22 protein-coding genes and 2 pseudogenes are annotated in these 25,971 nt (G+C 71.6%); 12 read left to right on the plus strand and 12 right to left on the minus strand.

Features of this window, described 5'->3' with window-relative positions; all coding sequences use genetic code 11:
- Nucleotides 1-309 precede the first annotated feature (309 nt).
- Nucleotides 310-699, minus strand: a pseudogene (locus AB0C02_RS19505) (NUDIX domain-containing protein); the annotation flags it as partial.
- 259 nt (nucleotides 700-958) lie between these two features.
- Nucleotides 959-1,246 (minus strand): annotated as a pseudogene (locus AB0C02_RS19510) (Scr1 family TA system antitoxin-like transcriptional regulator); the annotation flags it as partial.
- 274 nt (nucleotides 1,247-1,520) lie between these two features.
- On the opposite strand from AB0C02_RS19510, the gene AB0C02_RS19515 reads away from it, so the two are divergent.
- Nucleotides 1,521-1,973 (plus strand): hypothetical protein, encoded by a 453-nt coding sequence (locus AB0C02_RS19515; protein WP_357549765.1) that lies wholly within the window; start codon nucleotides 1,521-1,523, stop codon nucleotides 1,971-1,973.
- A 190-nt stretch (nucleotides 1,974-2,163) separates the two neighbouring features.
- Here AB0C02_RS19515 and AB0C02_RS19520 read toward each other — a convergent pair whose 3' ends face one another.
- On the minus strand, nucleotides 2,164-2,589 hold the full coding sequence (locus AB0C02_RS19520; RefSeq protein ID WP_357549766.1) for a hypothetical protein: 426 nt from the start codon (nucleotides 2,587-2,589) through the stop codon (nucleotides 2,164-2,166).
- A 75-nt stretch (nucleotides 2,590-2,664) separates the two neighbouring features.
- Between AB0C02_RS19520 and AB0C02_RS19525 the strand changes: the two genes are divergently transcribed.
- A complete protein-coding gene (locus tag AB0C02_RS19525; protein WP_357549767.1) occupies nucleotides 2,665-3,129 on the plus strand; it encodes a hypothetical protein in 465 nt (154 codons plus the stop codon).
- 40 nt (nucleotides 3,130-3,169) lie between these two features.
- Here AB0C02_RS19525 and AB0C02_RS19530 read toward each other — a convergent pair whose 3' ends face one another.
- Complete coding sequence (locus tag AB0C02_RS19530) at nucleotides 3,170-3,439, minus strand: hypothetical protein (RefSeq protein WP_357549768.1); 270 nt, start codon at nucleotides 3,437-3,439, stop codon at nucleotides 3,170-3,172.
- 459 nt (nucleotides 3,440-3,898) lie between these two features.
- On the opposite strand from AB0C02_RS19530, the gene AB0C02_RS19535 reads away from it, so the two are divergent.
- Nucleotides 3,899-4,093: a DNA-binding protein gene (locus AB0C02_RS19535; protein WP_357549769.1), complete on the plus strand. Its 195-nt coding sequence runs from the start codon at nucleotides 3,899-3,901 to the stop codon at nucleotides 4,091-4,093.
- Between the two features lie 81 nt (nucleotides 4,094-4,174).
- On the opposite strand, the gene AB0C02_RS19540 is transcribed toward AB0C02_RS19535, so the two are convergent.
- A complete protein-coding gene (locus AB0C02_RS19540; RefSeq protein WP_357549770.1) occupies nucleotides 4,175-4,981 on the minus strand; it encodes a hypothetical protein in 807 nt (268 codons plus the stop codon).
- A gap of 78 nt (nucleotides 4,982-5,059) precedes the next feature.
- Here AB0C02_RS19540 and AB0C02_RS19545 point away from each other — a divergent pair, with 78 nt between their 5' ends.
- Nucleotides 5,060-5,782: a hypothetical protein gene (locus AB0C02_RS19545; RefSeq protein WP_357549771.1), complete on the plus strand. Its 723-nt coding sequence runs from the start codon at nucleotides 5,060-5,062 to the stop codon at nucleotides 5,780-5,782.
- A gap of 29 nt (nucleotides 5,783-5,811) precedes the next feature.
- On the opposite strand, the gene AB0C02_RS19550 is transcribed toward AB0C02_RS19545, so the two are convergent.
- Nucleotides 5,812-6,882, minus strand: a complete 1,071-nt coding sequence (locus AB0C02_RS19550) for a crosslink repair DNA glycosylase YcaQ family protein (RefSeq protein WP_357549772.1) — start codon at nucleotides 6,880-6,882, stop codon at nucleotides 5,812-5,814.
- 135 nt (nucleotides 6,883-7,017) lie between these two features.
- Here AB0C02_RS19550 and AB0C02_RS19555 point away from each other — a divergent pair, with 135 nt between their 5' ends.
- From AB0C02_RS19555 to npdG, 4 genes are all read left to right on the plus strand, one after another.
- Complete coding sequence (locus AB0C02_RS19555) at nucleotides 7,018-7,221, plus strand: hypothetical protein (protein ID WP_357549773.1); 204 nt, start codon at nucleotides 7,018-7,020, stop codon at nucleotides 7,219-7,221.
- A 75-nt stretch (nucleotides 7,222-7,296) separates the two neighbouring features.
- Nucleotides 7,297-8,160, plus strand: coding sequence for a histone (locus tag AB0C02_RS19560; RefSeq protein WP_357549774.1), 864 nt, complete (start codon nucleotides 7,297-7,299; stop codon nucleotides 8,158-8,160).
- 79 nt (nucleotides 8,161-8,239) lie between these two features.
- A complete protein-coding gene (locus tag AB0C02_RS19565; RefSeq protein WP_357549775.1) occupies nucleotides 8,240-9,733 on the plus strand; it encodes an RNB domain-containing ribonuclease in 1,494 nt (497 codons plus the stop codon).
- Nucleotides 9,734-9,847: 114 nt separating this feature from the next.
- Nucleotides 9,848-10,546, plus strand: coding sequence for an NADPH-dependent F420 reductase (gene npdG, locus AB0C02_RS19570; protein WP_357549776.1), 699 nt, complete (start codon nucleotides 9,848-9,850; stop codon nucleotides 10,544-10,546).
- A 55-nt stretch (nucleotides 10,547-10,601) separates the two neighbouring features.
- Here npdG and AB0C02_RS19575 read toward each other — a convergent pair whose 3' ends face one another.
- From AB0C02_RS19575 to AB0C02_RS19585, 3 genes are all read right to left on the minus strand, one after another.
- Nucleotides 10,602-11,126, minus strand: a complete 525-nt coding sequence (locus AB0C02_RS19575; protein ID WP_357549777.1) for a hypothetical protein — start codon at nucleotides 11,124-11,126, stop codon at nucleotides 10,602-10,604.
- A 92-nt stretch (nucleotides 11,127-11,218) separates the two neighbouring features.
- Nucleotides 11,219-12,064, minus strand: a complete 846-nt coding sequence (panB, locus tag AB0C02_RS19580; RefSeq protein ID WP_357549778.1) for a 3-methyl-2-oxobutanoate hydroxymethyltransferase — start codon at nucleotides 12,062-12,064, stop codon at nucleotides 11,219-11,221.
- Between the two features lie 126 nt (nucleotides 12,065-12,190).
- Nucleotides 12,191-13,951, minus strand: coding sequence for an NAD+ synthase (locus AB0C02_RS19585; RefSeq protein WP_357549779.1), 1,761 nt, complete (start codon nucleotides 13,949-13,951; stop codon nucleotides 12,191-12,193).
- A gap of 166 nt (nucleotides 13,952-14,117) precedes the next feature.
- On the opposite strand from AB0C02_RS19585, the gene glnA reads away from it, so the two are divergent.
- Both glnA and AB0C02_RS19595 read left to right on the plus strand, forming a co-directional pair.
- Nucleotides 14,118-15,467 (plus strand): type I glutamate--ammonia ligase, encoded by a 1,350-nt coding sequence (gene glnA, locus AB0C02_RS19590; protein ID WP_357549780.1) that lies wholly within the window; start codon nucleotides 14,118-14,120, stop codon nucleotides 15,465-15,467.
- 202 nt (nucleotides 15,468-15,669) lie between these two features.
- Nucleotides 15,670-18,651 carry a carbohydrate binding domain-containing protein gene (locus AB0C02_RS19595; RefSeq protein ID WP_357549781.1) on the plus strand — a complete coding sequence of 994 codons (2,982 nt, stop codon included), beginning with the start codon at nucleotides 15,670-15,672 and terminating at the stop codon, nucleotides 18,649-18,651.
- Nucleotides 18,652-18,725: 74 nt separating this feature from the next.
- Here AB0C02_RS19595 and AB0C02_RS19600 read toward each other — a convergent pair whose 3' ends face one another.
- On the minus strand, nucleotides 18,726-19,223 hold the full coding sequence (locus tag AB0C02_RS19600; protein ID WP_357549782.1) for a hypothetical protein: 498 nt from the start codon (nucleotides 19,221-19,223) through the stop codon (nucleotides 18,726-18,728).
- Nucleotides 19,224-19,391: 168 nt separating this feature from the next.
- Nucleotides 19,392-20,321 carry an LD-carboxypeptidase gene (locus AB0C02_RS19605; protein WP_357549783.1) on the minus strand — a complete coding sequence of 310 codons (930 nt, stop codon included), beginning with the start codon at nucleotides 20,319-20,321 and terminating at the stop codon, nucleotides 19,392-19,394.
- Between the two features lie 59 nt (nucleotides 20,322-20,380).
- Between AB0C02_RS19605 and AB0C02_RS19610 the strand changes: the two genes are divergently transcribed.
- Nucleotides 20,381-21,145, plus strand: a complete 765-nt coding sequence (locus AB0C02_RS19610; protein WP_357549784.1) for a type 1 glutamine amidotransferase — start codon at nucleotides 20,381-20,383, stop codon at nucleotides 21,143-21,145.
- 1 nt (nucleotide 21,146) lies between these two features.
- Nucleotides 21,147-24,137, plus strand: a complete 2,991-nt coding sequence (locus AB0C02_RS19615; RefSeq protein ID WP_357549785.1) for a bifunctional [glutamine synthetase] adenylyltransferase/[glutamine synthetase]-adenylyl-L-tyrosine phosphorylase — start codon at nucleotides 21,147-21,149, stop codon at nucleotides 24,135-24,137.
- Between the two features lie 226 nt (nucleotides 24,138-24,363).
- Here the strand turns inward: AB0C02_RS19615 and AB0C02_RS19620 are convergent, their stop codons facing one another.
- On the minus strand, nucleotides 24,364-25,953 hold the full coding sequence (locus AB0C02_RS19620) for a hypothetical protein (protein WP_357549862.1): 1,590 nt from the start codon (nucleotides 25,951-25,953) through the stop codon (nucleotides 24,364-24,366).
- Nucleotides 25,954-25,971: the final 18 nt, after the last annotated feature.

A 25,971-nucleotide genomic window follows, 5' to 3' on the forward strand; every position in this document is an offset into this window, starting at 1 on the left:
ATAGCCACCTAACGGCAAACGACCTTGAGCCACACCCAGCCAGCCCGGCGGCCCGGAACACCATCCAGACACAGAAACCCTAAGGAACGACCTTGGCCCCGTCCGGAGAGGCTGGTAGCCCTTGTGGTGCCCGGCGAGGTGATCTGCGGCGGCATCTCTGAGGAGGGTCGGGGTTCGGGGTGGAACCCCGAGGTCCTCCTGGTCTTGTCGTCCCCAAGCGTGGCCGGCCGGTCCGGCCGATGCCGGCCGGAGGTCGCCAGCAGGCCGGGGCCGGGCCGGCGCGGCCCGCTTTGCGGGCCGCCTTGATCCTTAAGAGGGCAATTCGGCAACGTCTTTCGTTCTTGATCGGTTCTTGATCCTCAAGACGCGTCTCGGTTTCCAGCGGCTCGGCGTCCATGCGCTTCTAAAGCCGAGTACACCCACTTGGAGACCGCCGGGTTGCCAGGTAGGTCCGTAAGGTCGACGCCTGCCCACCGAGCTTCGGAGATCTCCATTTGGGCTGATCTCGTCCGAGGTCGCGTGCAGGCGGACAATCTTCAAGTGCCCCCGTTTGCCCCCGCTGGTGGTCAGGTGTTCCTCCAGCACGACGGCGAACGAGTCCAACTCAATGCCCAGTTCCTCGAAGCACTCACGCCTGGCCGCCTGCTCTGAGGTCTCCCGGGCCGGTTTGTATCCGCCTCCCGGCAGGCTCCACAGGGATCGGTCGCCGTAGCTGTGACGAGGAGCACTCGGTCAGCGTCGACCGGGTGCATGATCAGCGCTTTCACGCCGTAGGTGGTCGGCTTGGCGATCCGCCAGTACAGCCGACGCATGCGGTAGAGCAGTTCGAACGCGAACGGCGGAATCCTCATGCCGCCATCCAATCGGCGAGCCGTGCGGTGCGGTAAACGGACCCCCGGGGCTGTCGTATTAGCTCGGGAGATCCTGCACGGCGCGGACGATGAGTTGGCGGGCGTCTTCACCGGTGACGGCTTTCGGTCCAGAGTCGCTCGGTGGCCTTGGCGTAGGTGGCTGCTTCGTCGTCGCGGTAGGTGGTCTCGCCGACGAAGGTCTCCACGATGGCGACATCGTCGTACATCTGGAAGGAGTTCTGCGGGGTGGTGGCGAGCGGGACGCCGAGCGGCAGGATGCCGAACCTGATGTTCGGTACGCCGACGACGGTTTGCAGCCGATCGAGCTGGCCGCGCATGACCTCGGGCGAGGTGAGCAGCCACCGCAGCACGGGCTCGGCGAGCAGGAACTCGAACCGCTTGCTGGTGTCGTAGAGGTCTGCCCATCACCGTACAGCCGCGACCGGCACCGTGCGCGAGCTGCTGAGATAGCCGACGGCCGAATGGCGGCAGACGCCCGCGAACGTCCGTGAATGAGACGACGAGTGAGACGAGCGCGGCTCACACCCAGAGGCGATCTGCATCGAGGATCGCGCTGCCTTCCTGCTTCTCGGCCCGGTCGCGTTGACACGGCGGCATCGGTTGATCTTTGACGCTCGGCCCGTCTCCGATTCTGCGACGATGATGCCCGTGTCGAGCAGCGAGGCAGACAACACCCGGACCTTGCGACTGATCGGCTATTGGTGTGGGCCAGGCGAAGAGCACTGGCCCGACCCCACGCTGTTCGTGGACTGTGAGGCTGATGCGGCGACCCAGCGACGGGTAAGTGACTACCTGCGTGGTGGCACGTCTTTCGTCGCTACAGCGGGCCACTCACTGTGTCGGCTGTGTGGCACCCGCAACGGATCCACTGAACTAACCGACGGTAAGTACTTCGTGTGGCCAGAGGGGCTCGCGCACTACATCGACGCGCACAAGGTCCGACTACCCGATGAGATCACCGAGCTGATGGATCAGCCGCCCGCGCCCGTCGACGTGGGAGCGTTCGAGCGTGATGTCCTCGAAACGGAACAGATCGTCATCAACACCGCCTGGTGGCATTCGGTGCGTGGCTCACAGCCCGGAGCCCGATTGCAGCTCTAGCGTCAAGCATCCTGCGATGCCGTTCCGGCAACCATCATGCGAGACCAGGCAGCTCCGAGCTGGCTGGCGGCGTGGTCGGCGGCGGCGAGGAAGGCGCGGGTGGTGCCGGCGTCGTTGGAACGGGCGGCGGCCATGGAGCCGGACAGGAACAGGGTTCCGTAAACGGAGAGCAGCGGTGGCGTGGCGTGCTTCAGGTGGGGCTCAAGGTAGCCGGCGGCGTCCTCGGTGAGGCGTACGGCTTCGGCGTAGGGGCCGGTGGCGGCGTGCAGGGCGTGGCCGACCGAGCGGAACAGGGAGCCGGTGACGACGGGGTCGCCGGTTTGTCGGACGGCGGTGAGGCCGCGGCGGCGGCGATCCAGGCGAGGTCGGCTTGCCCGAGCTTGGTGAGCTGGGTCGCGGCCAGTTGGTACGCCAGGCCTAGCAGCCGGCGGGCCTGGTCCTGGTCCTCGCCGTCGTACTGGTCGGCGGCGGCCTGGGCGCGGTGGAGCACGTCGGGCAGGCGGCCGGTGACGTATCCGAATCGGGAGTCCTGGTAGGCGTCCCAGAGGGCGCCTACTCCTTCTTGAGCACTGCGACGGCCGGCGGCTGGGCGTCGGTGGAGCCGCCGAATCAGCATGAGCTCGAGCAGGCCGTAGGCTCGTCCCGGCTCCCCAGGTTCCGCCTGGGCCGCCACACTCCGAGAGGACAGTCGTTGGCCTACACCATCAGCCTGTTCGTTCGATCTGGGGAACCAGTTGCCCAACGAGCCATCCACCGGCTCGTACAAGAGGTCACGCGTCGCGATCCGGCCGTGACCACCACTGCTGCCGGCGACGGTGTGGGATGGGCTGCATACGAGCTGTCGGCAGATCGCGACCTACGCGAACAGGTGAGCGACCTCGAACGGGACCTTCCGCCCGACCCGAAAAGCTGGCCGGTACTGCTACAAGCCAACACCGGACCCAAAGCGGTCAAGGCGCAGATCGAGTGGGGCTTGACGCAAGGCGGTCCTCAGGCCCTGACGAGCTCTGACGCCTTCGTGGAACTCAACCTCTCCGGCCACTTGACCGACTGGAAGCTCGTTCGAGCGATCTGCGAGGTGGCGACAGAGATATGGGACGCCGTTCTGCACGATGAGGGCTCGGGCTTCGACGTGACACTTGATGACCTTCCCTGATTCCCTGACCAGGGAACTGGCGAAACCAAAATGTCGGCGCTCAGGCGCTAGAGTCTGACCCGCTTGTTGTTTTGGCGTTGGGTGGCTGCGGAGTGGCAAACGGGCACACCAGCTGCACGCCTTCTTTCAAGACGTACAGCTCTCTACGAGCTACTGCTTCGCCTTTCTGGTTCAGCTGGTAACCGTCGAGCCACGTCCAGCCGTCATAGGTATGGAAGTCCGTGCGGGTCCTGATAACACGGAGGAAGATCGACTGTGTGAACTGCGGGCTGGCCGCACGGGTCAGGTGCAGCACGTCACCGGTCTTCACGTCGGTTCTTCCTGTCTCGCCAGGCGCGTAGGGTCTCGCCGGCCGCCGCCAGGCGCGGGCATCCGTCGTCGGAGCACTTCGAGCAGACGGAGCGGTGGTGGAAGTCGACCACGTAACCGGCCATCAGAACGGGGAACGGGAGTTCTGGCTGCTTCTGCGGGATCGACACGACTCACCTCTGGTCGAGGCGCTTGGTCGCCTTCGCCGAACGCCAGGCGCCGGCCCTGGTCATCAGTGACTGCTCTGTTGCCGGGACGGCAGATCGGCCGATCCGCGTCTGCGCCTCCGGGCCGCGCTTGGATGGGGTTGGTTCGCCAGCTACGTAGTCCACCGGTTGGGCAGGGCGCTGGAACCACTTGAACCTAGTCACACGCCAAGGGTAGACGACTAGAGTTGGCGCAAGCTAGGTCTCTATCAAGTTGATACACGCCTAGTCGACGCGTGCCTAGCGTCGGCGTCATGGGCAAGAAGCTGCGGTTGGTGGGTTCGGGCGAGATCCGAACCATGCTCGGCGGCGTCTCGCGACAGCGCGTCTACCAGATCACCAGCCGGCGTGACTTCCCTGAGCCAGTAGCCACGCTTCAGATGGGCAACGTCTGGCTCGCCGAGGATGTCGAGGCGTGGATCGCCGCCAAGCGCGGTGACCTGGACTAATTCCAGCCGGGTGCCTGGGCTACGGACAACACCTTGAACCACATCGGCGGCAGTCGGCCGGCCCGTTCGCGAATTGGCTGCTCAGGACGCGTAGACAGCGGTGGCGTCGTCGCTGCGCTTGTTGCGTGCCCACTTCATGCAGCACGGATCGGCGGCCTCGATCGCGCGGACTCGGCGGATCAGCTCGCTGGGGCCGTCCTGCGCCAGGACGTCGAGCACGTCGGGCCAGCCGAGCAGGCCGAACAGGGCCACCAGGCGGGCGGCTCCGTCGGTGAGTACGGCGACTCGTCGGACGTTGTCGAGCGGGACTTCTCCGGTGATGGCGTGCTGGGCGGCGGACGGGTCGGCGGCGGCCACCCAGTACCCGCCGGGCCGGTTACGGGCGGCCAACTCGGCGTGCTTCATCCGTAGCAGAGCGGCTTGCTTCTCGGCCGACCCGAACGGGTGCCGGTCGGCTTCGTCGCGTTCGGCGCGGGCGGTCTTGTCCACCCGGTCATCGGTGATGACCTGTATGCCGTCGGCCGTGTCGATGAGCACCGTGACATCACCGAGCACCAGGTATTCCAGCGCGGTGTCCTTCAAACGAAGCATGGCGGTCGCCGCCGAGGGTGTGCCGGGGTGGCTGAGGTCGCAGGTGTCGTAGTGCTGGTCGGCGGTGCACCGGATGCCGTACATGAGGGCGTTGGCCAGCCCGGAGTCGCGGTCGGCGGCCAGGCCGGCGAGGGCTGAGCCGAGCTTGGCGGCGTACCAGGCGATGCCGTGGACGCAGCCGGTGCCGGTGCGGGCGGTGGCACCGTCGAGAACGACGATCAGGTTCTCGCTGGCCATGGCCCAATCTTCGTTGGGCGAGGTCGGGTTGCCGGCCTCGGAGGCGGTCGCGACACGCATCAGGCCACCAGCAGGGAGAACGTGCGGCGATGCGGAGAGGTCCCGGCGTTTCTTGCCCTGCTGCCGTACGGTCGCCGCATGATCACCGCGATCCTCGGCGCCACGGCTCGACACCGTCGCATCGTCCTGACCGTCGGTGTCGTGTTGGCCATCATGGACGCCGCTGCGGCATCGCTGATGCCGTCGGGTGGCCGGCGGCTCGTATCCGTGCTTGCCGTGGCCGGGGCGCTGCTGATCCTGGGGCTGGCGAGCTGGCTCCAACCGCGTCCGGCGAGGTTCATGGCGCAGCCGGATGCGCCCGCCTTCGCCAGCCCGGTCCGAGCGGGGCCGATCTGTCTGGCCATCTTCGTGCTGCTCCTCGCCGCAGAGTCGGTGGGCGACCTGCTCCGTTCCGTCAGGCTCGGAACCTCGCTCGGCTCCCTGCCAGCTGCCGTACTCATGGTGGTCGTCGCGGCCCTGTCCGTCGTCGCGACATGGCGTGGACTCGGCGTTCAACTTCGGCCCGAGGGCGTACGCGTTCGAGAAGTCTGGGGCACCCTGACGGTGCCGTGGGACGCGTCGCCGATGGGGCAGGCTTACCGCCCCGCCGACCAGCCGAGGATCTTGCGCCTTGCGTGCGCCCGACCCGAGCTGGTGCGACGCCGCGGCCGGGTGGCGAAGGAGACACTGCCCGCGGACAACATTGACGCACAGTTCCTCGCCGACGCCATCCGGCACTACGTCCTGCACCCCGAACACCGAGTCGCGATCGGCACCGAGGCCGAGCACCGCCGTCTGCAAGCTGCCCTGACCGACCGGTAGCTCTGCTCGATCCGCCGGGCCTCCGCCGGTCAGGACGACATGCGTCGGACCTCCGGCAGACCCAGCCAGGACGCCAGCGCCCTCAGCTCCTCGTGCACGGCCACCGTGACGTCCGGCGGGAACGGGACGTCCTCGTGGATCGCGTCCACCCGCAGGACTCCGGCCTTCCGGTCGGCCGTCGCGTCGACCTTGCCGACGAGCCGATCGTGGTGCAGCACCGGCAGCGCGAAGTAGCCCCAGCGCCGCTGCGCCTTGGGCACGTACATCTCCAGGCGGTACTCGAAGGCGAAGAGCTCCAGGGCGCGCCGGCGGTCGTGTACCAGCCGGTCGAACGGGGACAGCAGCGCGGTACGCCCGGCGAACGGGACGCCGTCCAGCGCGGCCGGGTCGACCCGCCAGAGGCCGGACGTACCCTCGATCTCCGCCGGCTCGCCGGCTTCGCCGACGACGGTGGCGCGGGCGACGCCGAGCGAGCGCAGCAACCGCTCGTCGCGCGACCGGCGGGCCTCCTCGGCGGGTACGACCGGCGTGCCGGGCGGGTAGACCCGCTCGGCCAGATCCCAAGTCCGCTGCCGTCCGACGCGGCCGGAGATGGCGATCTCGCCGCGTGCGGCGAGGAACTCCAGCATCTGCGTGACGTTGCGGTTGTTGGTCCAGCCGGTCGACGGCCACGGCACGACGCTGCGATCCGGTACGTCGCGGCTCAGCAGCGGGCCGGAGTCGCGCAGCAGGTCCAGCACGTACCGGCGGAACGCGTCGTTGGCGGCGAGCCAGTCGCGGCGTCGGGCGTCCTCCGGCCAGGCCGTCATCTCGGCGAGGTGTAGTCCCAGGTCGGCCATCGGCCGCACCATCGCCCGGTGCTCGAACAGGGCGCGCTCGGTCTCCAGCGCCCGGGTCAGGTCGCTCGGCCGGTACGCGGCGCCCAGCCGGGTCCACGCGACCAGGTCGGCGTTGGGCGCAACCGCGGCGGTCGGGTCGAGCTGAAGGAACGTCAACCGGTCCACCACCGCCAGGAGATCGGTGGGTCGGTGCGCGTCGAGCAGCTGGGCGCGGACAGCGATGCGGCGGGCGGTGGCGCGGTCGAGCCGGTGCGGGGTCATGCGGAGACGCTAGTACTAGTACGGGGTTTCTCGTTCGGCCCCGGCCAGCTGGGAAGAGGTCTACTGTGGAAAGCATCGGCGACTATTTGCGGCGTTCCGGTGGCGGCCGGGCGCTTCGCGTTGCACAGTGATCGTATGAGCGACAACGGAAGTGGTGGGCACTACTACTGGTGCACACGACACGACCGGGTCGAGACCGATGCTGACGTGTGCCCCGCGAAGCACGTTCTCGGACCGTACGCCTCAGCCGCCGACGCGGAGAACGCCCTGCAGCAGGTGCGGGAGCGCAACGAAGTGTGGGACGCCGAGGACGCCCGTTGGGCCGGGGAGGACAGGTAGACGGCGCGGGACGGCCCGCGTCGAGGTACTCGTGCTCCGCGACGGCGGCAGCACGTCCCCAAGGAGGGAACCGAGATGGCCGAAGCACAGCAGGCCACCACCCGCCCGGCCACCACCCGTAGGAGCACGAAGCAGACCAGCGCGGCCACGGCCCGCACGGCCACGGTCACCAAGGCGTCCCCGAACGCCTCCGGTGCTGGCGCCGGCCGGGTGCCGGCGAAGAAAGCGGTCGCGCAGAAGGCGGCCGCCCGGAAGGTCGTATCGGCGGCGCGGAAAGCGCTCGGGAAGGAGGCACCGGCCGCGGAGGCCCCCGCAAAGAAGGCGGTAAAGGCCACCGCGAAGAAGGCGCCAGCCAAGAAGGCGATCGCGAAGAAGGCCCCGGCCACGAAGACCACCGCGAAGAAGGCGCCGGCCAAGAAGGCCACCACCCGGAAAACCACGGTGGCGGCGAAGGCTCCGGCGAAGAAAGCCACGGCGAAGAAGACCACGGCCGCGGCGAAGAAGGCTCCAGCCCGAACCACGGCCACCGCCCGGAAGGTCACCTCCACCGAAAAGAAGGCCACCGCCGCGGTGAAGAAGGCCGGCCCGACGGCGAAGAAGGCCCCCACGAAGAAGGCTCCGGCGAAGAAGACCACTGCGAAGAAGACCACCGCCCGGACGACCACGGCGGCGAAGAAGGCCCCCGCGAAGAAGACCACGGCGGCGGCGAAGAAGGCTCCGGCGAAGAAGACCACCGGCACCTCGTCGACCACCGCCCGCAAGGCTGCGGCCCGGAAGGCGACCTCCACGGCGTCCTCCGTGAGCGGCCTCGAGGCCAGGACGAGTACCTCGACCGGCACCCACAAGCGGCTCACCGCCGCCCGCAAGCCGGCCGGCACGAGGGTGGTCGCGGGCCGTTCGACGGCCAAGCCGGCGAGCACCCGCAGGCCGACCGGCTGACCGGCGAGGTACGCCGTCGACCTCGATGCGCCGCCCGGAGGGTGGGCGGATCACGCGCCGCACTGTCAGGATTGACGCCGTGGTGATCCGACGCGTACTGGCGCCCCGTATCGACTTCGGCGCGCTGCGTCGCGAGCTGGGACTGCCCGAGGGCTTCCCGGCCGCGGCGCAGCGCGAGGCCGAGGAGGCGGCGACCGCGCCGCTGCCGGCCGTCGCCGACCGGACCGACATCCCGTTCGTCACCCTCGACCCGGCGGCGTCGCGCGACCTCGACCAGGCGATGCATCTCAGCCGCCGTCCCGGTGGCGGTTTCCGGGTCCGGTACGCGATTGCCGACGTCGCCACCTGTGTACGTCCCGGCGGGGCGCTGGAGGAGGAGACCTGGCGCCGGGGGCAGACCGTCTACCTGCCCGACGGCAACGTGCCGCTGCACCCGCACACGCTCAGCGAGGGGGCGGCCAGCCTGCTTCCGGACGTCGACCGGGCGGCGGTGGTCTGGACCATCGACCTGGACGCCGACGGCGGCACCGTGGCCGTCGCGCTGGAACGTGCCCGGGTGCGCAGCCGGGCCAAGCTCGACTACGTCGGCGTGCAGCGCGCTGCCGACGCCGGCCGGCTGCCCGAGCCGATCGCCCTGCTGCCCGAGATCGGCGCTCTGCTCACCGTGCGCGGGCTGCGTCGGGGCGCGATCAACCTGCCCCTGCCCGAGCAGGACGTCGAGCCGGACGGCGACGGCTGGCGGTTGGTGCTGCGCGGGCCCGGCCCGATGGAGGACCACAACGCGCAGATTTCCCTGCTGACCGGGATGGCCGCTGCCGACATCATGCTCGCCGGCCGGATCGGGCTGCTGCGTACGATGCCCGCGCCGAAGCGGGAGGCAGTCGACCGGCTACGGCTGGCCGCCGGCCCGCTCGGCGTGCACTGGCCGGCGGGGATGTCGGTGGGCGAGGTGCTCGCCGGGCTGGACGCCTCCCAACCCCGGGCGGCGGCCTTCATCGACCAGGCGGCCGAGCTGATGCGCGGGGCCGCGTACACCGCCTTTGACGGGCAGTTGCCCGAGCGGCCGGAGCACGGCGGGGTGGCAGCCGCGTACGCCCATGTCACGGCGCCGTTGCGTCGGCTGGCCGACCGGTACGCGACCGAGGTCTGCCTGGCCCTGCACGATGGGCGGGAGGTGCCTGACTGGGCGCGCGCCGCGCTGCCGAAGCTGCCGGAGGTGATGGCGAGCACCGACCGGACCGCGTCGGCGGCGACCCGGGGCGCGGTCGACCTGGCCGAGGCGGTGCTGTTGGAGCACCGGGTGGGGGAGACGTTCGAGGCGGCCGTGCTGGAGGTGGACGCCCCCCGCCCGACCGCCGAGGTGCCCCGACAGCCGGGGGCCGGCGCCGAGCCGGGCCGGCCGCCGGGCAACGGCCCCGCGAAGCCGGCGCGGCGGCCCGGCGGCACGATTGCCCTGGACGAGCCGCCGGTGCGCGCCCGGTGCCACGGTGAGCTGCCGCTCGGCGAACGCGTCCCGGTCCGCCTGGTCTCGGCCGACCCCATCCACCGCAAGGTCCTCTTCGAACGCGCCTGACCCCGCGCGCATCTCCGGGGTGTCAAGATCCGCGCAACTTCCGGGAAGTTGTCCCCTCGGGGTGCGCCGAGGCCACAACTTCCGGGAAGTTGCGCGCTTTGCGAGGATGATCGCATGGCTTACGACGCGACCACACTGCCGGACGTCACCGGGTTGACCGTCGGCATCATCGGGGGGACCGGGGATCAGGGGCGGGGGCTTGCCTACCGGTTCGCTCGGGCCGGGCAGACCGTGCTGATCGGGTCCCGCTCCGCCGACCGGGCGGCGCAGGCCGCCGCCGAGATCGCCGCGCTGCCCGGCGTACCCGCGGACGCGACAGTCGCCGGGGCGGACAACGACGAGGTGGCCCGCCGCAGCGACGTGGTGATCATCGCGGTGCCGTGGGACGGGCACGCCGCCACCGTCGCCGCGCTGGCCGAGCCGCTCGCCGGCAAGATCGTGGTCGACTGCGTCAACCCGCTGGGCTTCGACAAGCAGGGCCCGTACGCGCTCACCGTCGAGGAGGGCAGCGCCGTGCAGCAGGCCGCCGGGCTGCTGCCCGGTTCCCGGGTCTGCGCCGCGTTCAACCACGTCAGCGCCCCGCTGCTGGCCGACCCGGAGGTCGACCGGATCGACTTGGACGTGCTGATCTGCACCGAGGACCGGGATCTGGTCGGGGTGGTCGCCGCGCTCGCCGCCCGGATCCCCGGCATGCGGGGCATCTACGCCGGCCGGCTGCGTAACGCCCACCAGATCGAGGCGTTCACCGCGAACCTGATCGCGATCAACAAGCGCTACAAGGCCCACGCCGGCATCCGCGTCACCGACCTCTGACGCCGATCCTCACGATTGAGATCTTGGTAGGAAACGGCCCTCCGGGGGCCACTTCCTACCAAGATCCGCGGCGAACCCACCGGATGCGGTCGGGCGGGCCGAAGGTGAGGGCGTTTTCGTCGAGGGCGTTGTAGACGACCAGTTCGCCGTCGTCGAAGGCGAAGACGACCCCGACGCTGCCGTTCGCCAGGTCGCCCGGCGATCCCCGCCACTCCGCCAGCCCCGCCGCCCGGAGCCGCCGGCCGGGCAGGGCGGCCAGTTCGGGCAGCGGCTCGCTGCGCCAGGCCAGCCGAAAGTCGTCCGAGGTGGGCCAGCTGACCGGCGTAGCCGGATCGACGGAGTTCCAGGTGATGGAGAGGTCGTCGCACTTCTGGTGGTTGACCTCGACCCGCTCTCCCGCGAAGTCCAGCACCACCGGACAGTCGGCGAACCAGGAGTCGTCGTCGAGATCCCAGACCAGCCAGACGCCGGTCAGCCGCCGACCGGCCAGGGCCGCCAGCCGTTGGCCGTGCGCCGCCTCGATGGCCGGCCGGCCCTGAAGCCATGCCGGTCGGTAGCCGGCGATGCCGAAGTCGAACATCAGCCGATTGTGGCCGGCGGAACGTGGCGGTGGGGGCCCAGACCCGGTCCTGTCCTACCCGTGTGAGGGCGACCCCACCGCCGCGAACCGTGCTAGAAGGTGTGTTCGGTGGCGGGGAACTGGCCGTCGCGTACCTCGTCGGCGTACCGGCGGGTGGCGTCGGTCAGCGCGCCGGCCAGGTCGGCGTAGCGCTTGACGAAGCGGGGTGCTCTGCCGGTGCGCAGGCCGGCCATGTCCTGCCAGACCAGCACCTGGGCGTCGGTGTCCGGACCGGCGCCGATGCCGACGGTGGGGATCCGCAGCTCGGCGGTGATCCGCTTGGCCACCTCACCGGGCACCATCTCCAGCACCACCGCGAACGCGCCCGCCTCGGCGACCGCCCGGGCGTCGGCGAGCACCTCCTCGGCGGTGTCGCCCCGGCCCTGCACCCGGTAGCCGCCCAGGGTGTGCTCGCTCTGCGGGGTGAAGCCGATGTGCGCCATCACCGGGATGCCGGCCCCGACGATCGCCTCGATCTGCGCGGCGCAGCGCCGGCCGCCCTCCAGCTTCACCGCGTGGCAGCCGCCCTCCTTCATGAACCGCACCGCGGTGCGCAGCGCCTGCGTCGGCCCCTCCTCGTACGAGCCGAAGGGCAGGTCGCCGACGATCAGCGAGTGCTTCGTCGCCCGCACCACGGCCCGGACCAGGGGCAGCAGCTCCTCGGCGGTCACCGGCAGGGTGGTCTCGTAGCCGAACACGTTGTTCGCCGCCGAGTCGCCGACCAGCAGCACCGGAATCCCCGCCTGATCGAAGATCGAGGCGGTGTACTGGTCGTACGAGGTGAGCATCGCCCAGCGCTCGCCGCGCTCCTTGGCGGCGATCAGGTCGCGGGTACGGACCCGTCGGGTGGCCGGCCCGCCGTAGAGGGCGGTCACCTCGGTCGGGGTGGACTCCACCATGACTGTCTCCTTCCTCGAGGCCGCGTTCGCGGTCCCCGGGTTCTGCCGCGATCGTCGCACCGGACGACCGGTCGGCGGCAGAGCGGAGTGGAAGATGTCACGTCCCGCCCGGGAGCAATGTCCCGGTCAGCCGTGCTCGCGCCAGCGGTTGGTGATCGGCAGGCGACGGTCCCGCCCGAACGCCTTCATGGAGATCTTCGTGCCGGGGGCGGACTGCCGCCGCTTGTACTCGGCGGTATCCACCATCCGCAGCACCTTGTCCACGACGGCCGGGTCGTGGCCGGACTCGATGAGGCCCTCCCGGCCCCGGTCGCCGTCGACGTAGCCGATCAGGATCGGGTCGAGGACGTCGTAGTCGGGCAGGGTGTCGCTGTCGAGCTGGCCGGGGCTCAGCTCGGCCGAGGGCGGCTTGCTGATCGAGTTCTCCGGAATCGGCGGGGTCTCGCCACGGCGCTCGGCGTCGGCGTTGCGCCACGTGGCCAGCCGCCAGATCCGCGTCTTCCAGACATCCTTGACCGGGTTGTAGCCGCCGACCGAGTCGCCGTAGAGGGTGGAGTACCCGACGGCCAGCTCGCTCTTGTTGCCGGTGGTGAGGACCAGGTGGCCCTCCTGGTTCGACAGCGCCATCAGGAGCACGCCGCGTACCCGGGCCTGGAGGTTCTCCACGGCCACGCCGGAGAGCGACATGTTGGCCAGGAACGTGTCCACCATCGGCTGGATCGGCTGGATCCGATAGTCAAGGGCGGTCCGCTTGGCCAGGTCCCCGGCGTCGGCGCGGGAGTGCTCGGAGGAGTGCTGGCTGGGCATCGACACCCCGACGACCCGGTCGGGGCCGAGCGCGTCCACCGCGATGGCCGCCGCCACCGCCGAGTCGATGCCGCCGGAGAGGCCGAGCACCACCGACGGGAAACGGTTCTTGTTGACGTAGTCGCGCAGGCCCAGCACCAGGGCCTGCCACACCTCCGCCTCGTCGGCGACCGGCGCGCTGATCCCGCCGACCGTGGGCTCCCCGGCGGGGGCCGGCGGGATGTCGTCGATCTCGGCCCGGACCACCCGCATGCCGTCGGCCAGCTTCTCGTCGCCGCCGACGGGCTGGCGCGCCGGGGGCAGCTCGACGTCGTGCAGCAGCAGGTGCTCGACGAACCGCGGGGCCCGGGCCAGCAGCGTGCCGTCCGCGCCGACGATCATCGAGTCGCCGTCGTAGACCAGCTCGTCCTGGCCGCCGATCATGTTCACGTACGCGATGGTGGCGCCGGCCTCGGCGGCCCGGCGGCGGACCAGCGGCAGCCGGATGTCGTCCTTGTTCAGCTCGTACGGCGAGCCGTTGATGTTGAGCACCAGCCCGACGCCGGCCTGCCGGGCCGCCGCGAACGGGCCCCCGGCCTGCCAGAGGTCCTCGCAGATGGTCAGCGCGACGTCCACCCCGCCGATCCGCACCACGTTCAGCGTGTCGCCGGAGACGAAGTAGCGGTCCTCGTCGAAGACGCCGTAGTTGGGCAGGTGGTGCTTGAAGTACCGGGCGACCACCTGGCCGTGGTGCAGCAGCGCGGCGGCGTTGCGGGCGCCCCGGCCCGGCTCGGCGTCGGAGCTGACCTGCGGCGGGCCGTCCGCGTCCAGGTAGCCGACGAGGACGGGCAGCTCGCCGAGCCCGTCGGCGGCCAGGTCGGCGGCGAGCCGCTCCAGCGCGGCCCTCGACGCGGCGACGAAGGAGCGCCGGAAGACCAGGTCCTCGACCGGGTAGCCGGTCAGCACCAGCTCCGGGAAGAGCGCGAGCTGGGCGCCGGCGTCGGCGGCCCGGTGGGACCAGGCGCGGACCAGGTCGGCGTTGCCGGCGAGGTCGCCGACGGTCGGGTCGACCTGGCACAGGGCGAGACGCAGGGTGGGCATGTCCCTCATCTTGCCCCAGTGGGGCGGGTCGAACCGGAGGGGACGGGGGAGAGCCGCGCGGTCAGGGCAGCACGTCCGCGGGACGGTCGCGTAACGTCGGCGTAACGAGGTCGGTGGAGACTGCCGTCATGCGCTGGTCGGCGCCGCACGAAAGGTAACGGTGGAAGTGAACCGTCAGCAGGAGTTCGTCCTCCGTACGCTGGAAGAGCGGGACATCCGGTTCGTCCGGCTGTGGTTCACCGACGTGCTCGGCACGCTCAAGAGCGTGTCGGTGGCCCCCGCAGAGCTGGAGGCGGCCTTCGACGAGGGCATCGGCTTCGACGGCTCGGCGATCGAGGGCTTCGCCCGGGTCTTCGAGTCCGACATGGTGGCCATGCCCGACCCCACCACCTTCCAGGTCTTTCCCTTCGAGGGCGGGGCCAGCGGCGAGAGCGCCCGGATGTTCTGCGACATCCTGCTCCCCGACGGCAGCCCGTCCTGGGCCGACCCGCGGCACGTGCTGCGCCGGGCCCTGTCCCGGGCCGCCGAGAAGGGTTTCACCTTCTACACCCACCCGGAGATCGAGTTCTTCCTGCTGGAAGACGGCGCGCCGGACGGCTCGGTGCCGACGCCGGTGGACACCGGCGGCTACTTCGAGCACACCACCCACGCGGTGGCCCGGGACTTCCGCCGGCAGGCCGTGCTGGCGCTGGAGCGGATCGGCATCTCGGTGGAATACAGCCACCACGAGGTCGCCCCCGGCCAGCAGGAGATCGACCTGCGCTACGCCGACGCGCTGACCACCGCCGACAACATCATGACCTTCCGGCACGTGGTCAAGGAGGTGGCGCTCTCCACCGGCGTGCAGGCCAGCTTCATGCCGAAGCCCTTCACCGACCAGCCGGGCAGCGGCATGCACACCCACCTGTCGCTGTTCGAGGGGGAGCGCAACGCGTTCCACGACGCCGGCGACCCGATGAAGCTGTCCAAGGTGGCGAAGTCGTTCATCGCCGGGCTGCTCACCCACGCCCGGGAGTACACCGCGGTCACCAACCAGTGGGTGAACTCGTACAAGCGGCTCTTCCCGTTGGCGCTGCCCGACCGGATAACCGAGAGCCCGGCGTACGTCTGCTGGGGCCACCTCAACCGGTCCGCGCTGGTCCGGGTGCCCGCCTACGGCAAGCCGAACTCGGCCCGGGTGGAGGTGCGCTCGCTGGACTCGGCGACCAACCCCTACCTGGCCTTCGCGGTCATGCTCGGCGCCGGCCTGAAGGGCATCGAGGAGGGGTACGAGCTGCCCCCGGGCGCCGAGGACGACGTCTGGTCGCTGAGCAGCGCCGAGCGCCGGGCCATGGGCTACCAGGCGCTGCCGGAGAACCTGGCCGAGGCGATCGACGTGATGGCCGGCTCGGAACTGGTCGCCGAGGTGCTCGGCGAGCACGTCTTCGACTTCTTCCTGCGGAACAAGCGCTCCGAGTGGGAGCAGTACCGCCGCGAGGTCACCCCGTACGAGCGGCAGCGCTACCTGTCACTGTGAGCCCCGCACCAGCCTCGAAAGAGGTTTCCACAGGCGAAAGCCCTTCCATGGTCACCGCCAATAAGATCAGTGTTCATCGATTGTGAATCGCTGGTTTCCGGCGATTGAAGCTGGTAACTTCCTGGCATCGAAGGCTGTAAGTTTTTGCAGCGCCTTCATCCTCTTGCGCCCGTCGGGCGGGCGCGGGTGTCAGGAGAGCCACATGAGGCGGACAACCACCACCATCCGACGCCGGTGGGGCGCGCTCGCGCTCGCCGCCGGCCTGGTCGCCGCGCTGCTGCCGTTCACCGCTGCCGCCGCGGCCAACACCGTGACCGTCTACTACCAGCCGCCGACCGCCTGGGGCACGTCGGTCAACATCCACTACGGCATCGACGGCCAGGCCTGGACCCCGGTGCCCGGGGTGGCGATGGACAGCGCCTGCACCGGCTGGCGGCGCAAGACCATCGACCTCGGCGCCGCCACCGGCCTCCAGGTGGTCTTCACCAACGGCAGCGGCGTCTGGGACAACAACAACGGGGCGAACTACAGGCTCGGCACCGGCACGGTCACCGTCGCCGCCGGGCGGGTCGGCGCCGGCGACCCCTGCGCGGCCGGTGGCACCGGCAACACCGCCGAGGTCTGGTACCACCTCACCCCGCGCGGCTGGACCACCGCGAACATCCACTACCGGCCCGACGGCGGCGTGTGGACCGCCGTGCCGGGGTTGCCCATGGAGACGGTCTGCGCCGGTTGGGCGCGCCGGGTCGTCGACCTCGGCACCGCGACCGGGTTGACCGCCGCGTTCAACAACAACGCTGGCACCTGGGACAACAACAACACCGCCGACTACACCATCGGCACCGGGCGCAGCACCGTCGACGCCGGGAAGGTCACCGCCAACGCCGTCGACCCGTGCACCCCGGCCGACCCGGACACCACGCCGCCCACGACACCGGGCGGGCTCACCGCGGTCGCCGACGGGCTGTCGGTCATCCTCACCTGGACGGCCGCCACCGACGACCGGGGCGTCACCGGGTACGAGCTGACCCGCACCGGGGGCACCGGCGGCAGCACCACGGTCACCAGTACCACCACCCGGTACGTGGCTTACGACCTCGCGCCGAACACGACGTACACCTGGACGGTGCGGGCGGTCGACGCGGCCGGCAACCGGTCGGCGGCGAGCGCGCCGGCCTCCGCGACCACCGGCAACGCCCCGGCCGGCGGCGCGCCGCTGGGCGGCGACCCGCGCGAGGACAGCATCTACTTCGTGATGACCGCCCGGTTCGCCGACGGCGACAGCGCCAACAACCGGGGCGGCAGTCAGCACGTGGCGTCGGGCAACGCGGCCAACAACGACCCGATGTTCCGGGGCGACTTCAAGGGGCTGATCGACAAGCTGGACTACATCAAGGGGCTGGGCTTCTCGGCCATCTGGATCACCCCGGTGGTGCTCAACCGTTCCGACTACGACTACCACGGCTACCACGGCTGGGATTTCTATCGGGTCGACCCGCGCCTGGAGAGCTCCGGCGCGTCCTACCAGGACCTGATCAACAAGGCCCACGCCAAGGGCATCAAGATCTACCAGGACGTGGTCTACAACCACAGCTCCCGCTGGGGTGCCAAGGGCCTCTTCGTGCCCACCGTCTACGGCGTGCGGGACGACCAGTGGAAGTGGTATTACGACCAGCCGCAGGCCGGCCGGCAGTACGACCCGATGGTCGAGGCCACCGGGAACGACCCGGCGCTTACGCCGGCGCAGAACGCCAAGGCCAAGGGGCGGCCGTACAACGGTGACCTGTGGTCCTCGACCGCGCCGACCGGCAACCAGTGCCTCAACTGGGGCACCCCGACCGGCGCGCGCAGCCAGGAGGGCTACACCATCTACAACTGTCAGTGGCCTATTCCGACCAGCAAGCTCTTCCCCGCCGATCTCTACCACCAGTGCTGGATCGGCAACTGGGAGGGCGAGGACGCCCGCAGTTGCTGGCTGCACGAGGACCTGGCCGACTTCAACACCGAGAACGCCACCGTGCAGCAGTACCTGATCAACGCGTACAACCGGTACATCGACATGGGGGTGGACGGCTTCCGGATCGACACCGCGGTGCACATTCCCCGGGTCACCTGGAACCGGCGTTTCCTGCCGGCCATCCAGCAGCACGCGGTCGCCCGGTTCGGCGAGAAGGGCCGCGACTTCTACGTCTTCGGCGAGGTCGCCGCGTTCGTCAACGACAAGTGGAACCGCGGCTCGGTCAACCACTCGGCGCAGTTCTTCACCTGGCAGGAGCGCAAGGAGTACAGCCCGGACGACGTCCGGGCCGCGATCGAGCAGTACGACTACGAGCAACTCCTCGGCCCGGCCGGTCAGCCCACCACTGACAACGCCTTCCTGCGCGGCAACGCCTACCACGCCCCGGACCACGCGAAGTTCTCCGGCATGAACGTCATCGACATGCGGATGCACATGAACTTCGGCGACGCGACGAACGCGTTCCTCAACGGCAAGGACTCCGACGACAGCTACAACGACGCCACGTACAACGTGGTCTACGTCGACAGCCACGACTACGGGCCGAACAAGTCCTCGACCCGCTACGCGGGCGGCACGGACGCCTGGGCGGAGAACATGAGCCTGATGTGGACGTTCCGGGGCGTACCGACGCTCTACTACGGCTCGGAGATCGAGTTTCAGAAGGGGGCCCGGATCGACTGCGGGCCGACCTGCCCGCTCGCCACCACCGGCCGGGCCTACTACGGCGACCACCTCGCCGGCAGCGTCACCGCCACCGACTTCGGGGTGGTCGGCTCGGCCAGCGGGGCGGTGGCGACGACGCTGAGCCAGCCGCTGGCGAAGCACGTGCAGCGGCTCAACCGGATCCGTCGGGCCATTCCCGCCCTGCAGAAGGGGCAGTATTCGACCGACGGGATCAGCGGGAACACCCTGGCGTACAAGCGGCGGTTCACCCAGGGCGCGGTGGACAGCTTCGCGCTGGTCACCGTCTCCGGCGGCGCCACCTTCAGCGGGATACCCAACGGCCGCTACGTCGACGCCGTCACCGGGGACGTGCGGACGGTCACCAACGGCACCCTCACCGCCGCCGTCAGCGGCCGGGGCAACCTGCGGGTCTACGTGCTCGACCTGCCCGGCAACCCGGCACCCGGGAAGATTGGCGCGGACGGGCCGTATCTGCGTTGAAACGGAACCGCGTCCGCCCCGGCGGCCTTGCCAGGGCGGACGCGGTCCGCAGCGCTACGGGCGGGGCTACCCGGTCACTTGCCGGACTTGGCCCCCGGGCCCCAGTGGCCGCGGAAGTGTTCGCCACCCAGGCCCTGGAAGACGCCGGACTTGACCGCCTTCACGATGGCGTCGGCCTCGTCCTGGGTGAGCTTGCCGTCCTTCACGGCCTGGTCCAGTCTCTGCTGCAGCTTCTCCTGCATCTTCGCCCGCAGCTCCTGCCGGTCCTGCGGCTTCTCGTGCCGGTTCGCGCCCGCCGGGCGCTCCGGCCGGTCGGCCTTGTGCTCGGCGCCGATCTTCTTCAGTGCGGCGGTCACCTGGTCGGTCGAGACGCCCAGTTCCTTGGCGAGCTCCTCGGCGAACTTCGCCTGCCGGTCGGGCCGCTGGTGGTTATCGGCCTGGGTGCTGGTCGCGCTCGGCGTCGGGGCGGGCTTGTCGTCCGCGAACGCCACCGCGGGTGCGGCGATCCCCACGCTGAGCACTCCGGCGGCGGCGAGGCCGGCCAGCATGTGCTTCTTCGAGATGCGGGACATCAGTCCTCCGTCTGATCGGTGGTGGTGCGATGACGTGACCGACAGTGACTGTGGTTCCTGAAGAAAACCCCTCCCGACCCTGGAAATCCGCTGAAAAACCTGACCAACCCGGGAAATCTCGGAGGGTTTTTGCCCGGGAATGAGGTTTTTCGGTGACGCAGGCCACCTTCAGCTGACGGCGGGGGAGACCGTCAGCGTGCCGGCGGTGGCATCCAGGACCGCGGAGGTGCCGACCGGGACGGTGAGCTGGCCGACGCCGTGGCCGATCGGCAGCCCGCCGAGGACCGGCACACCGAGGTCGCCCAGGCGCTCGGTCAGCACGTCCGCGACCGTGGTGTCCCAGCCGTCCGCGCACTCGGTGAACTGGCCCACCGCCACCCCGGCGACCCCGGCCAGGGCGCCGCACCGGCGCAGCTGGGTGAGCATCCGGTCGACCTTGTACGGCGGCTCCTGCACCTCCTCGATCAGCAGCACCGCCCCGGCCAGGTCCGGCAGGTCCGGGGTGCCGATCGAGGCGGTGATCAGGCAGAGGTTGCCGCCGAGCAGCCGGCCCTCGGCCCGGCCGGGCACCCGGACCGGATACGTCTCCTCCGCCTCGACGGCGGCGACCGTGACCGGTTCGGTGGTCATCAGCGCGGCGTGCAGCGACTCCGCCGAGCGAAGCGGGGTGCGATCGTCCAGCCACGCCGCCCCCGGGCCGTGCACGCTGGCCAGCCGGGCGCCCCGCCAGAGCGCGAACTGCAGGGCGGTGATGTCGGAGAACCCGGCCACCACCTTCGGGTCCCGGCGGACCACCGCCATGTCGATCAGGTCGACCACCCGCTGCGCGCCGTAGCCGCCCCGGGTGCAGATCACCCCGCGTACCGCCGGGTCGGCGAGGGCGGTGTTCAGGTCGGCCGCCCGCAGCTCGTCCTCGCCGGCCAGGTAGCCCCGCCGGGCGTACGCGTTCGGTGCCAGCACCGGGCGCAACCCCCAGCCGGTCAGCAGCTCGATGCCGCGGGCCACCCGTTCCGGCCGCGTCGGACCGGAGGGTGACACCAGCATCACCGTGTCGCCGGGACGCAGGACCGGTGGGCGCAGGCAGTCGTCGGTGGCCACGAAGGGAGCCTAGTGAGCCCGTCCTGGCGTCCACCGGCACACCCGATAGCCTCGACGTCGTGGCGACCGCGCTGGTGATCGAGAACGACCCGACCGACGACCTCCGCCGACTGGGGGAGTGGCTCACCGAGGGGGGTGTCGAGCTGCGGGTGCTGCGCCCGCACGCCGGCGACGAGCTCCCCGCCGACCTCGACGGGTACGCCGCGCTGGTGGTGCTCGGCGGCGAGCAGCAGGCGTACCCGCTGCCCGACGGCAGCCCCGGCGCGCCCTGGTTCCCCGCCCTGGAGGGGCTGCTGCGCAAGGCGGTCCGGCAGCGGATCCCCACCCTCGGGGTCTGCCTCGGGGCGCAACTGCTGGCCACCGCCCACGCCGGGGAGGTCGAGCGGAGCCCGTCCGGGCCGGAGGTCGGGCCCACCGTCGTGGGCAAGCGGGACGCCGCCGACACCGACCCGCTCTTCCGGTACGTGCCGCTGATGCCGGACGTGTTCCAGTGGCACGCCGACGAGATCACCGAGCTGCCGCACGGGGCCACCCTGCTCGCCGCCTCCACCCGCCACCCGCATCAGGCGTTCCGCCTCGGTGACCGGGCCTGGGGGCTGCAGTTCCACATCGAGTGCGACACCGCGATGATCGCCGACTGGGCCCGCGACTCGACGCTCCTGGCCGAGCTGGGCTACGACCCGGAGCTGGTGGTGGCCGCCTGCGACCGGGTGATGGTCGACGTCGAGGAGGTGTGGCAGCCGTTCGCGGTCCGGTTCGCCGCCCTCGCCCTCGGCGAGCTGGACGACACCTCCCGCCGCAGCCTGCCGTTGCTCGGCCACTGAGATGACCCGACCGAGCAGGGGACGGCTCGCCCGGTACGGCTTCGCCGAAGGCGACGGCCGGGCGCGGGCCGCCGACCTGCTCGGCCCGGACGGGCTCGGCCTGTGGCGGCCGGACACCCAGGAGCCCGCCGACGAACGGGCCGCCGAGCTGCTGTCCGCCCTCTCCCGGGCCGCCGACCCGGACCTGGCGCTGCGCCAGCTGCACCGCCTCGTCGAGGCGGAACGCCGCACCGCGGACCAGCCGCCGGTGCTCGACGCCCTGGCCGCCGACCCCGGGCTGCGCCGGCGTCTGGTCGCGGTGCTCGGCGCCTCCGCCGCGCTCGGCGACCACCTGGTCGCCAACCCGGCCCAGTGGACGGTGCTGGCCACCGATCCGGACGGGCTCGCGCCGGCCGCCGACGGCCGGCTGGACCTGGTCGTCGCCGCCCGGCTGACCCCCGCCACCGACGCGGTCCCGGTGCTGCGGCAGGCGTACCGGCTGGCGCTGCTGCGGATCGCGGCGGCGGACCTGACCGGCGGGTGCGGGCTGGAGCAGACCATGACGGCGCTCTCCGGGCTCGCCGACGTCACCCTCGCCGCCGCGTACGAGCTCGCCGTGGACGAGCTGCCGAAGGGCACCCCCCGGCCCCGGCTGGCCGTGGTGGCGATGGGCAAGTGCGGCGGGGAGGAGCTGAACTACGTCTCCGACGTGGACGTCATCTTCGTCGCCGCCTCCGACGACGACCTGCCCGCCGCGACGCTGGTCGCCACCCGGCTGATCCACATCTGCGGGCTGGTCGCCTGGCCGGTCGACGCCGCGCTGCGGCCGGAGGGCAACCGCGGGCCGCTGGTGCGTACCCTCGCCAGTCACCTGGCCTACTACCGCCGCTGGGCCCGCACCTGGGAGTTTCAGGCGCTGCTGAAGGCCCGGCCGGCGGCCGGTGACCTGGACCTCGCCCGGGAGTGGATGGGGGCGCTCGCGCCGCTGGTGTGGACCGCCGCGGAACGGCCGGAGGCGGTCGAGGACGTCCGGGCGATGCGTCGGAAGATCATCGACAACATCCCGCCGAAGGAGCTGGAACGCGAGATCAAGCGCGGTCCGGGCGGGCTGCGTGACATCGAGTTCGCGGTCCAGTTGCTCCAGCTCGTGCACGGCCGGGGCGACGAGTCGCTGCGGGCGCCGGGCACCATTCCCGCGTTGCGTGCCCTGGTCGCCGGCGGCTACGTCGGCCGGGCCGACGGGGAGGCGCTGCTGAGCGGCTACCGCTTCCTGCGCGGCGTCGAGCACCGGCTCCAGCTCCAGGGCCTGCGCCGTACCCACACCGTGCCGACCGAACCGGCCGCGCTGCGCTGGCTGGCCGCCGCGCTCAGCTACCAGGCCACGCCGGGCCGCAACGCCGTCGAGGAGTTCCGCGCCGAGTGGGTCGCGCACGCCACCGAGGTACGCCGACTGCACGCGAAGCTGCTCTACCGGCCGCTGCTGGAGTCGGTGGCCCGGGTGCCCGCCGAGGGGCTGCGGCTCACCCCGGAGGCGGCCCGGCACCGGCTGGAGATCCTCGGCTTCGCCGACCCGGCCGGCGCGCTGCGCCACCTCCAGGCCCTCACCGGCGGGGTGAGCCGGACCGCCGCGATCCAGCGCACCCTGCTGCCGGTGCTGCTCAGCGAGTTCGCCGACGCCCCAGAACCCGACCGGGGGCTGCTCAACTACCGGCAGGTCTCCGAGAAGCTGGGCAGCACCCCCTGGTACCTGCGGCTGCTCCGGGACACCGGTCCGGTCGCCCGCCGGCTGGCCCGGGTGCTCTCCTCCTCCCGGTACGCCGCCGACCTGCTGGCCCGCGAGCCGGAGGCGCTGCGGCTGCTGGCCGAGGACGTCGAGCTGACCCCGCGGGGCCGTAGCGTGCTCTGCGAGGGCTTCACCGCCGCGGCGGCCCGGCACGCCGACCCGGTCGAGGCCATCCGGGCGGTCCGCGCGCTGCGCCGGCGGGAGCTGGTCCGTCTCGCCTGCGCCGACGTGCTGAGCCGGGCCGGGTCGCTCGCCCCCGCCCCGGGCCTCGCCGACGTGACCGTCGTCGGCACCGCCCTTTCCGACGTCGCCGACGCCACGCTGGCCGCCGCGCTGCGGACCGCTCGGGCCGTCCGGCCGGCGCCGCCCGGGCTGCGGTTCGCGGTGATCGGTATGGGCCGGCTCGGCGGCTACGAGTCCAACTACCTCTCCGACGCCGACGTGCTCTTCGTCTACGACCCGCCGCCCGGCGGAGACGAGAGAGCGGCCGGCGCGGCGGCCCACGCGATCGCCGAGGAGCTGCGCCGGCTGCTCTCCGCACCGGCCCCCGACCCGCCGCTCGGAGTCGACGCCGACCTGCGCCCCGAGGGCCGGCAGGGCCCGCTGGTCCGCAGCCTCGCCGCGTACGCCCAGTACTACCTCCGCTGGTCGAAGGTGTGGGAGGCGCAGGCGCTGCTGCGGGCGCGCTTCGTGTGCGGGGACGCCGACCTGGGCGCCGAATTCGAGGCGGTGATCGATCCGGTCCGGTACCCGGCCGGCGGGCTGACCCGCGAACAGGTGGTGGAGATCCGTCGGATCAAGGCCCGGGTGGAGACCGAGCGGCTGCCTCGGGGCGCCGACCCGGCCACCCACACCAAGCTCGGCCGGGGTGGCCTCGCCGACGTCGAGTGGGCGGTGCAGTTGCTCCAGCTCCAGCACGCCGACCGGCTGCCCGAGCTGCGCGGCACGCGTACCCTCGACGCCCTCGCCGCCGCCCGCGACGCCGACCTGGTCGAGCCCGACGATGCGGCGGCGATGGCCGTCGGCTGGACCCTCGCGGCGCAGGTCCGCAACGCGCTGATGCTGATCCGCGGCCGGGCCGGGGATCAGCTGCCCCGGCACGGGGTGGAGCTGGCCGGGGTGGTGCGCCTGCTCGGCCGCGACGACCCGGGCGAGTTCCTCGACGACTACCTACGCACCGGCCGGCGCTCCCGTGCCGCCATGGAGCGGGTGCTGGACGCCCCGGCCTGACGGCTCTGACCCGTCGGCCAGCGGTGGGCCGAGCGGATTCGGTGCGCCGGACGGCGTTGGGCGGGTGATGTTCAGTGAGGTCCTTTCGAGCTGATGGCGTAAACGATTCACCCCGGCTGCCGCAGGCTGAGTCGTTTGCGACGTCAGCTCCAAAGGCGGCGTCAAGGCATGCCTCTCCTGGCGCGAGGCTGCTTCACTCACCCGGCTACGGCCCGATGTTCCGGCGTCAGCTGCCCAGGGTGTACGTGCCGGCACGCGGCACGGTCACCGCCGTCCACTCGCCGTCGGGGGCGAGCGTGGCGCCGCCGGTGACGGTCAGCCAGCGGTCGTGGCGGACCCGGACCCGCACCGTGGCGGGGCCGGGGACGCGGAAGGTCACCGAGGCGGCGTCCTGCCGGACCAGTTCGCCGGGGGCGCCCACCAGCGGAGTCGGGTCGGTCACCGCGTACAGCCGCCAGTGCGGGTCCGACCAGACCTCGGTGAGGTACGGCAGGCCGGCCGCGACCAGCTCGGCCTCGGGCCGACCGACCCAGGACAGTTCGGCGTCGGGGACGGCGACGTACTGCACCGCGTTGTCGGCCAGCCAGGCGCGGTAGCTCGCCGTGGTGAGCGGCACGCCGGTGCCGGTGGCGCCCGGGACGGTGGTGAAGAAGAGCGGGTTGCGGGCGATGTCGGCCTGCCGTAGCCAGCCCCGGGCCAGCGGCGCCTCGCCGAGGTGGGCCGCCTCCCAGTAGTTGCGGGTCGGTGGCACCTCCACCCGGCCGGTCAGCCCGCGCCGGGCCAGCTCGGCGCGGAGCGGCGCGAAGAATGCCGGGTCGGCGGTGGGGTCGCTCGCGCTCCGCAGGTCGGCGGCGACCACGGGCGGCTGCCACCAGCACACCGCCGCCAGCAGCACGGACAGCGTGAGCGCGCCGACGGTCCGTCGCCGGGCCGCCCGCCTCGGCAGGCGGTCGGTCAGCCACCGGGGAGGTTGGGCGGTGGCCGCCAGCACGGGCAGGGCGAACATCACCACCAGGCGGGTGGCGTTCAGCCCGACCGGGGTGTGCAGCAGCGCCGCGGCCAGCACCCCGGCCGCCGACAGCAGCGCACCCACCCGTACCGGCCGGTACGCCACCAGCGCGGCCACCAGCAGGCTGGTCACCACCGCGTGCACGGTGTCGGTGCGGCTGATGTTCATCCAGCCGCCCTCGCCGAAGAGCAGCCCGGTCACCGCCAGCGGCGCGGCGGCGGGCGCGGCGAGCAGCAGGCCGTCGGCGTACCGGCGGGTGAGCAGCAGCGCGACGCCGGCCAGGCCGACGAAGAGCCCGGCCACCGGGCTGGCCGCCGAGGCGAGCAGGGCCGCCAGGCCGGCCAGCGCCCCGCGTCGCCACCCGGCGCGCCGGCCCGGCCCGGCCGGCAGGGTGAGCGCGAGCAGCGCGGCCAGCCCGAAGGCGACCCCGAGGGCGTACGTCACCCGGCCGGAGACCAGGTTGCCGGCGATGGTGAGCACGCCGACCAGGCCGCCGAGCAGGGGCCGGGGCACCCGGGCACGGACCAGCAGCGCCGCGAACGCGGTTGCCGCGGCGAGCAGCGTGAGCGCGCCGGTGAGGCGCACCCCGAGCAGGGCCATCAGCGGCGGCGAGAGGAGGCTGTAGCCCCACGGATGGACGCCGCCGTACCAGCTCAGGTCGACCGGCGCCGGCCCGTGGGCGGCGAAGAAGCCGGCGCGGGCCACCTGGGCGGACAGGTCCGAACCGGTCGCGGGCAGCGTGAGTTGAAGCACACTGAGGGCGAATGCGGACGCGGCGCACACCGCCACCACCCGACCGCCCCGCATGCCCACCTCCTGAACGCG

Source organism: Micromonospora sp. NPDC048999, assembly GCF_040649295.1.
GTDB lineage: Bacteria > Actinomycetota > Actinomycetes > Mycobacteriales > Micromonosporaceae > Micromonospora.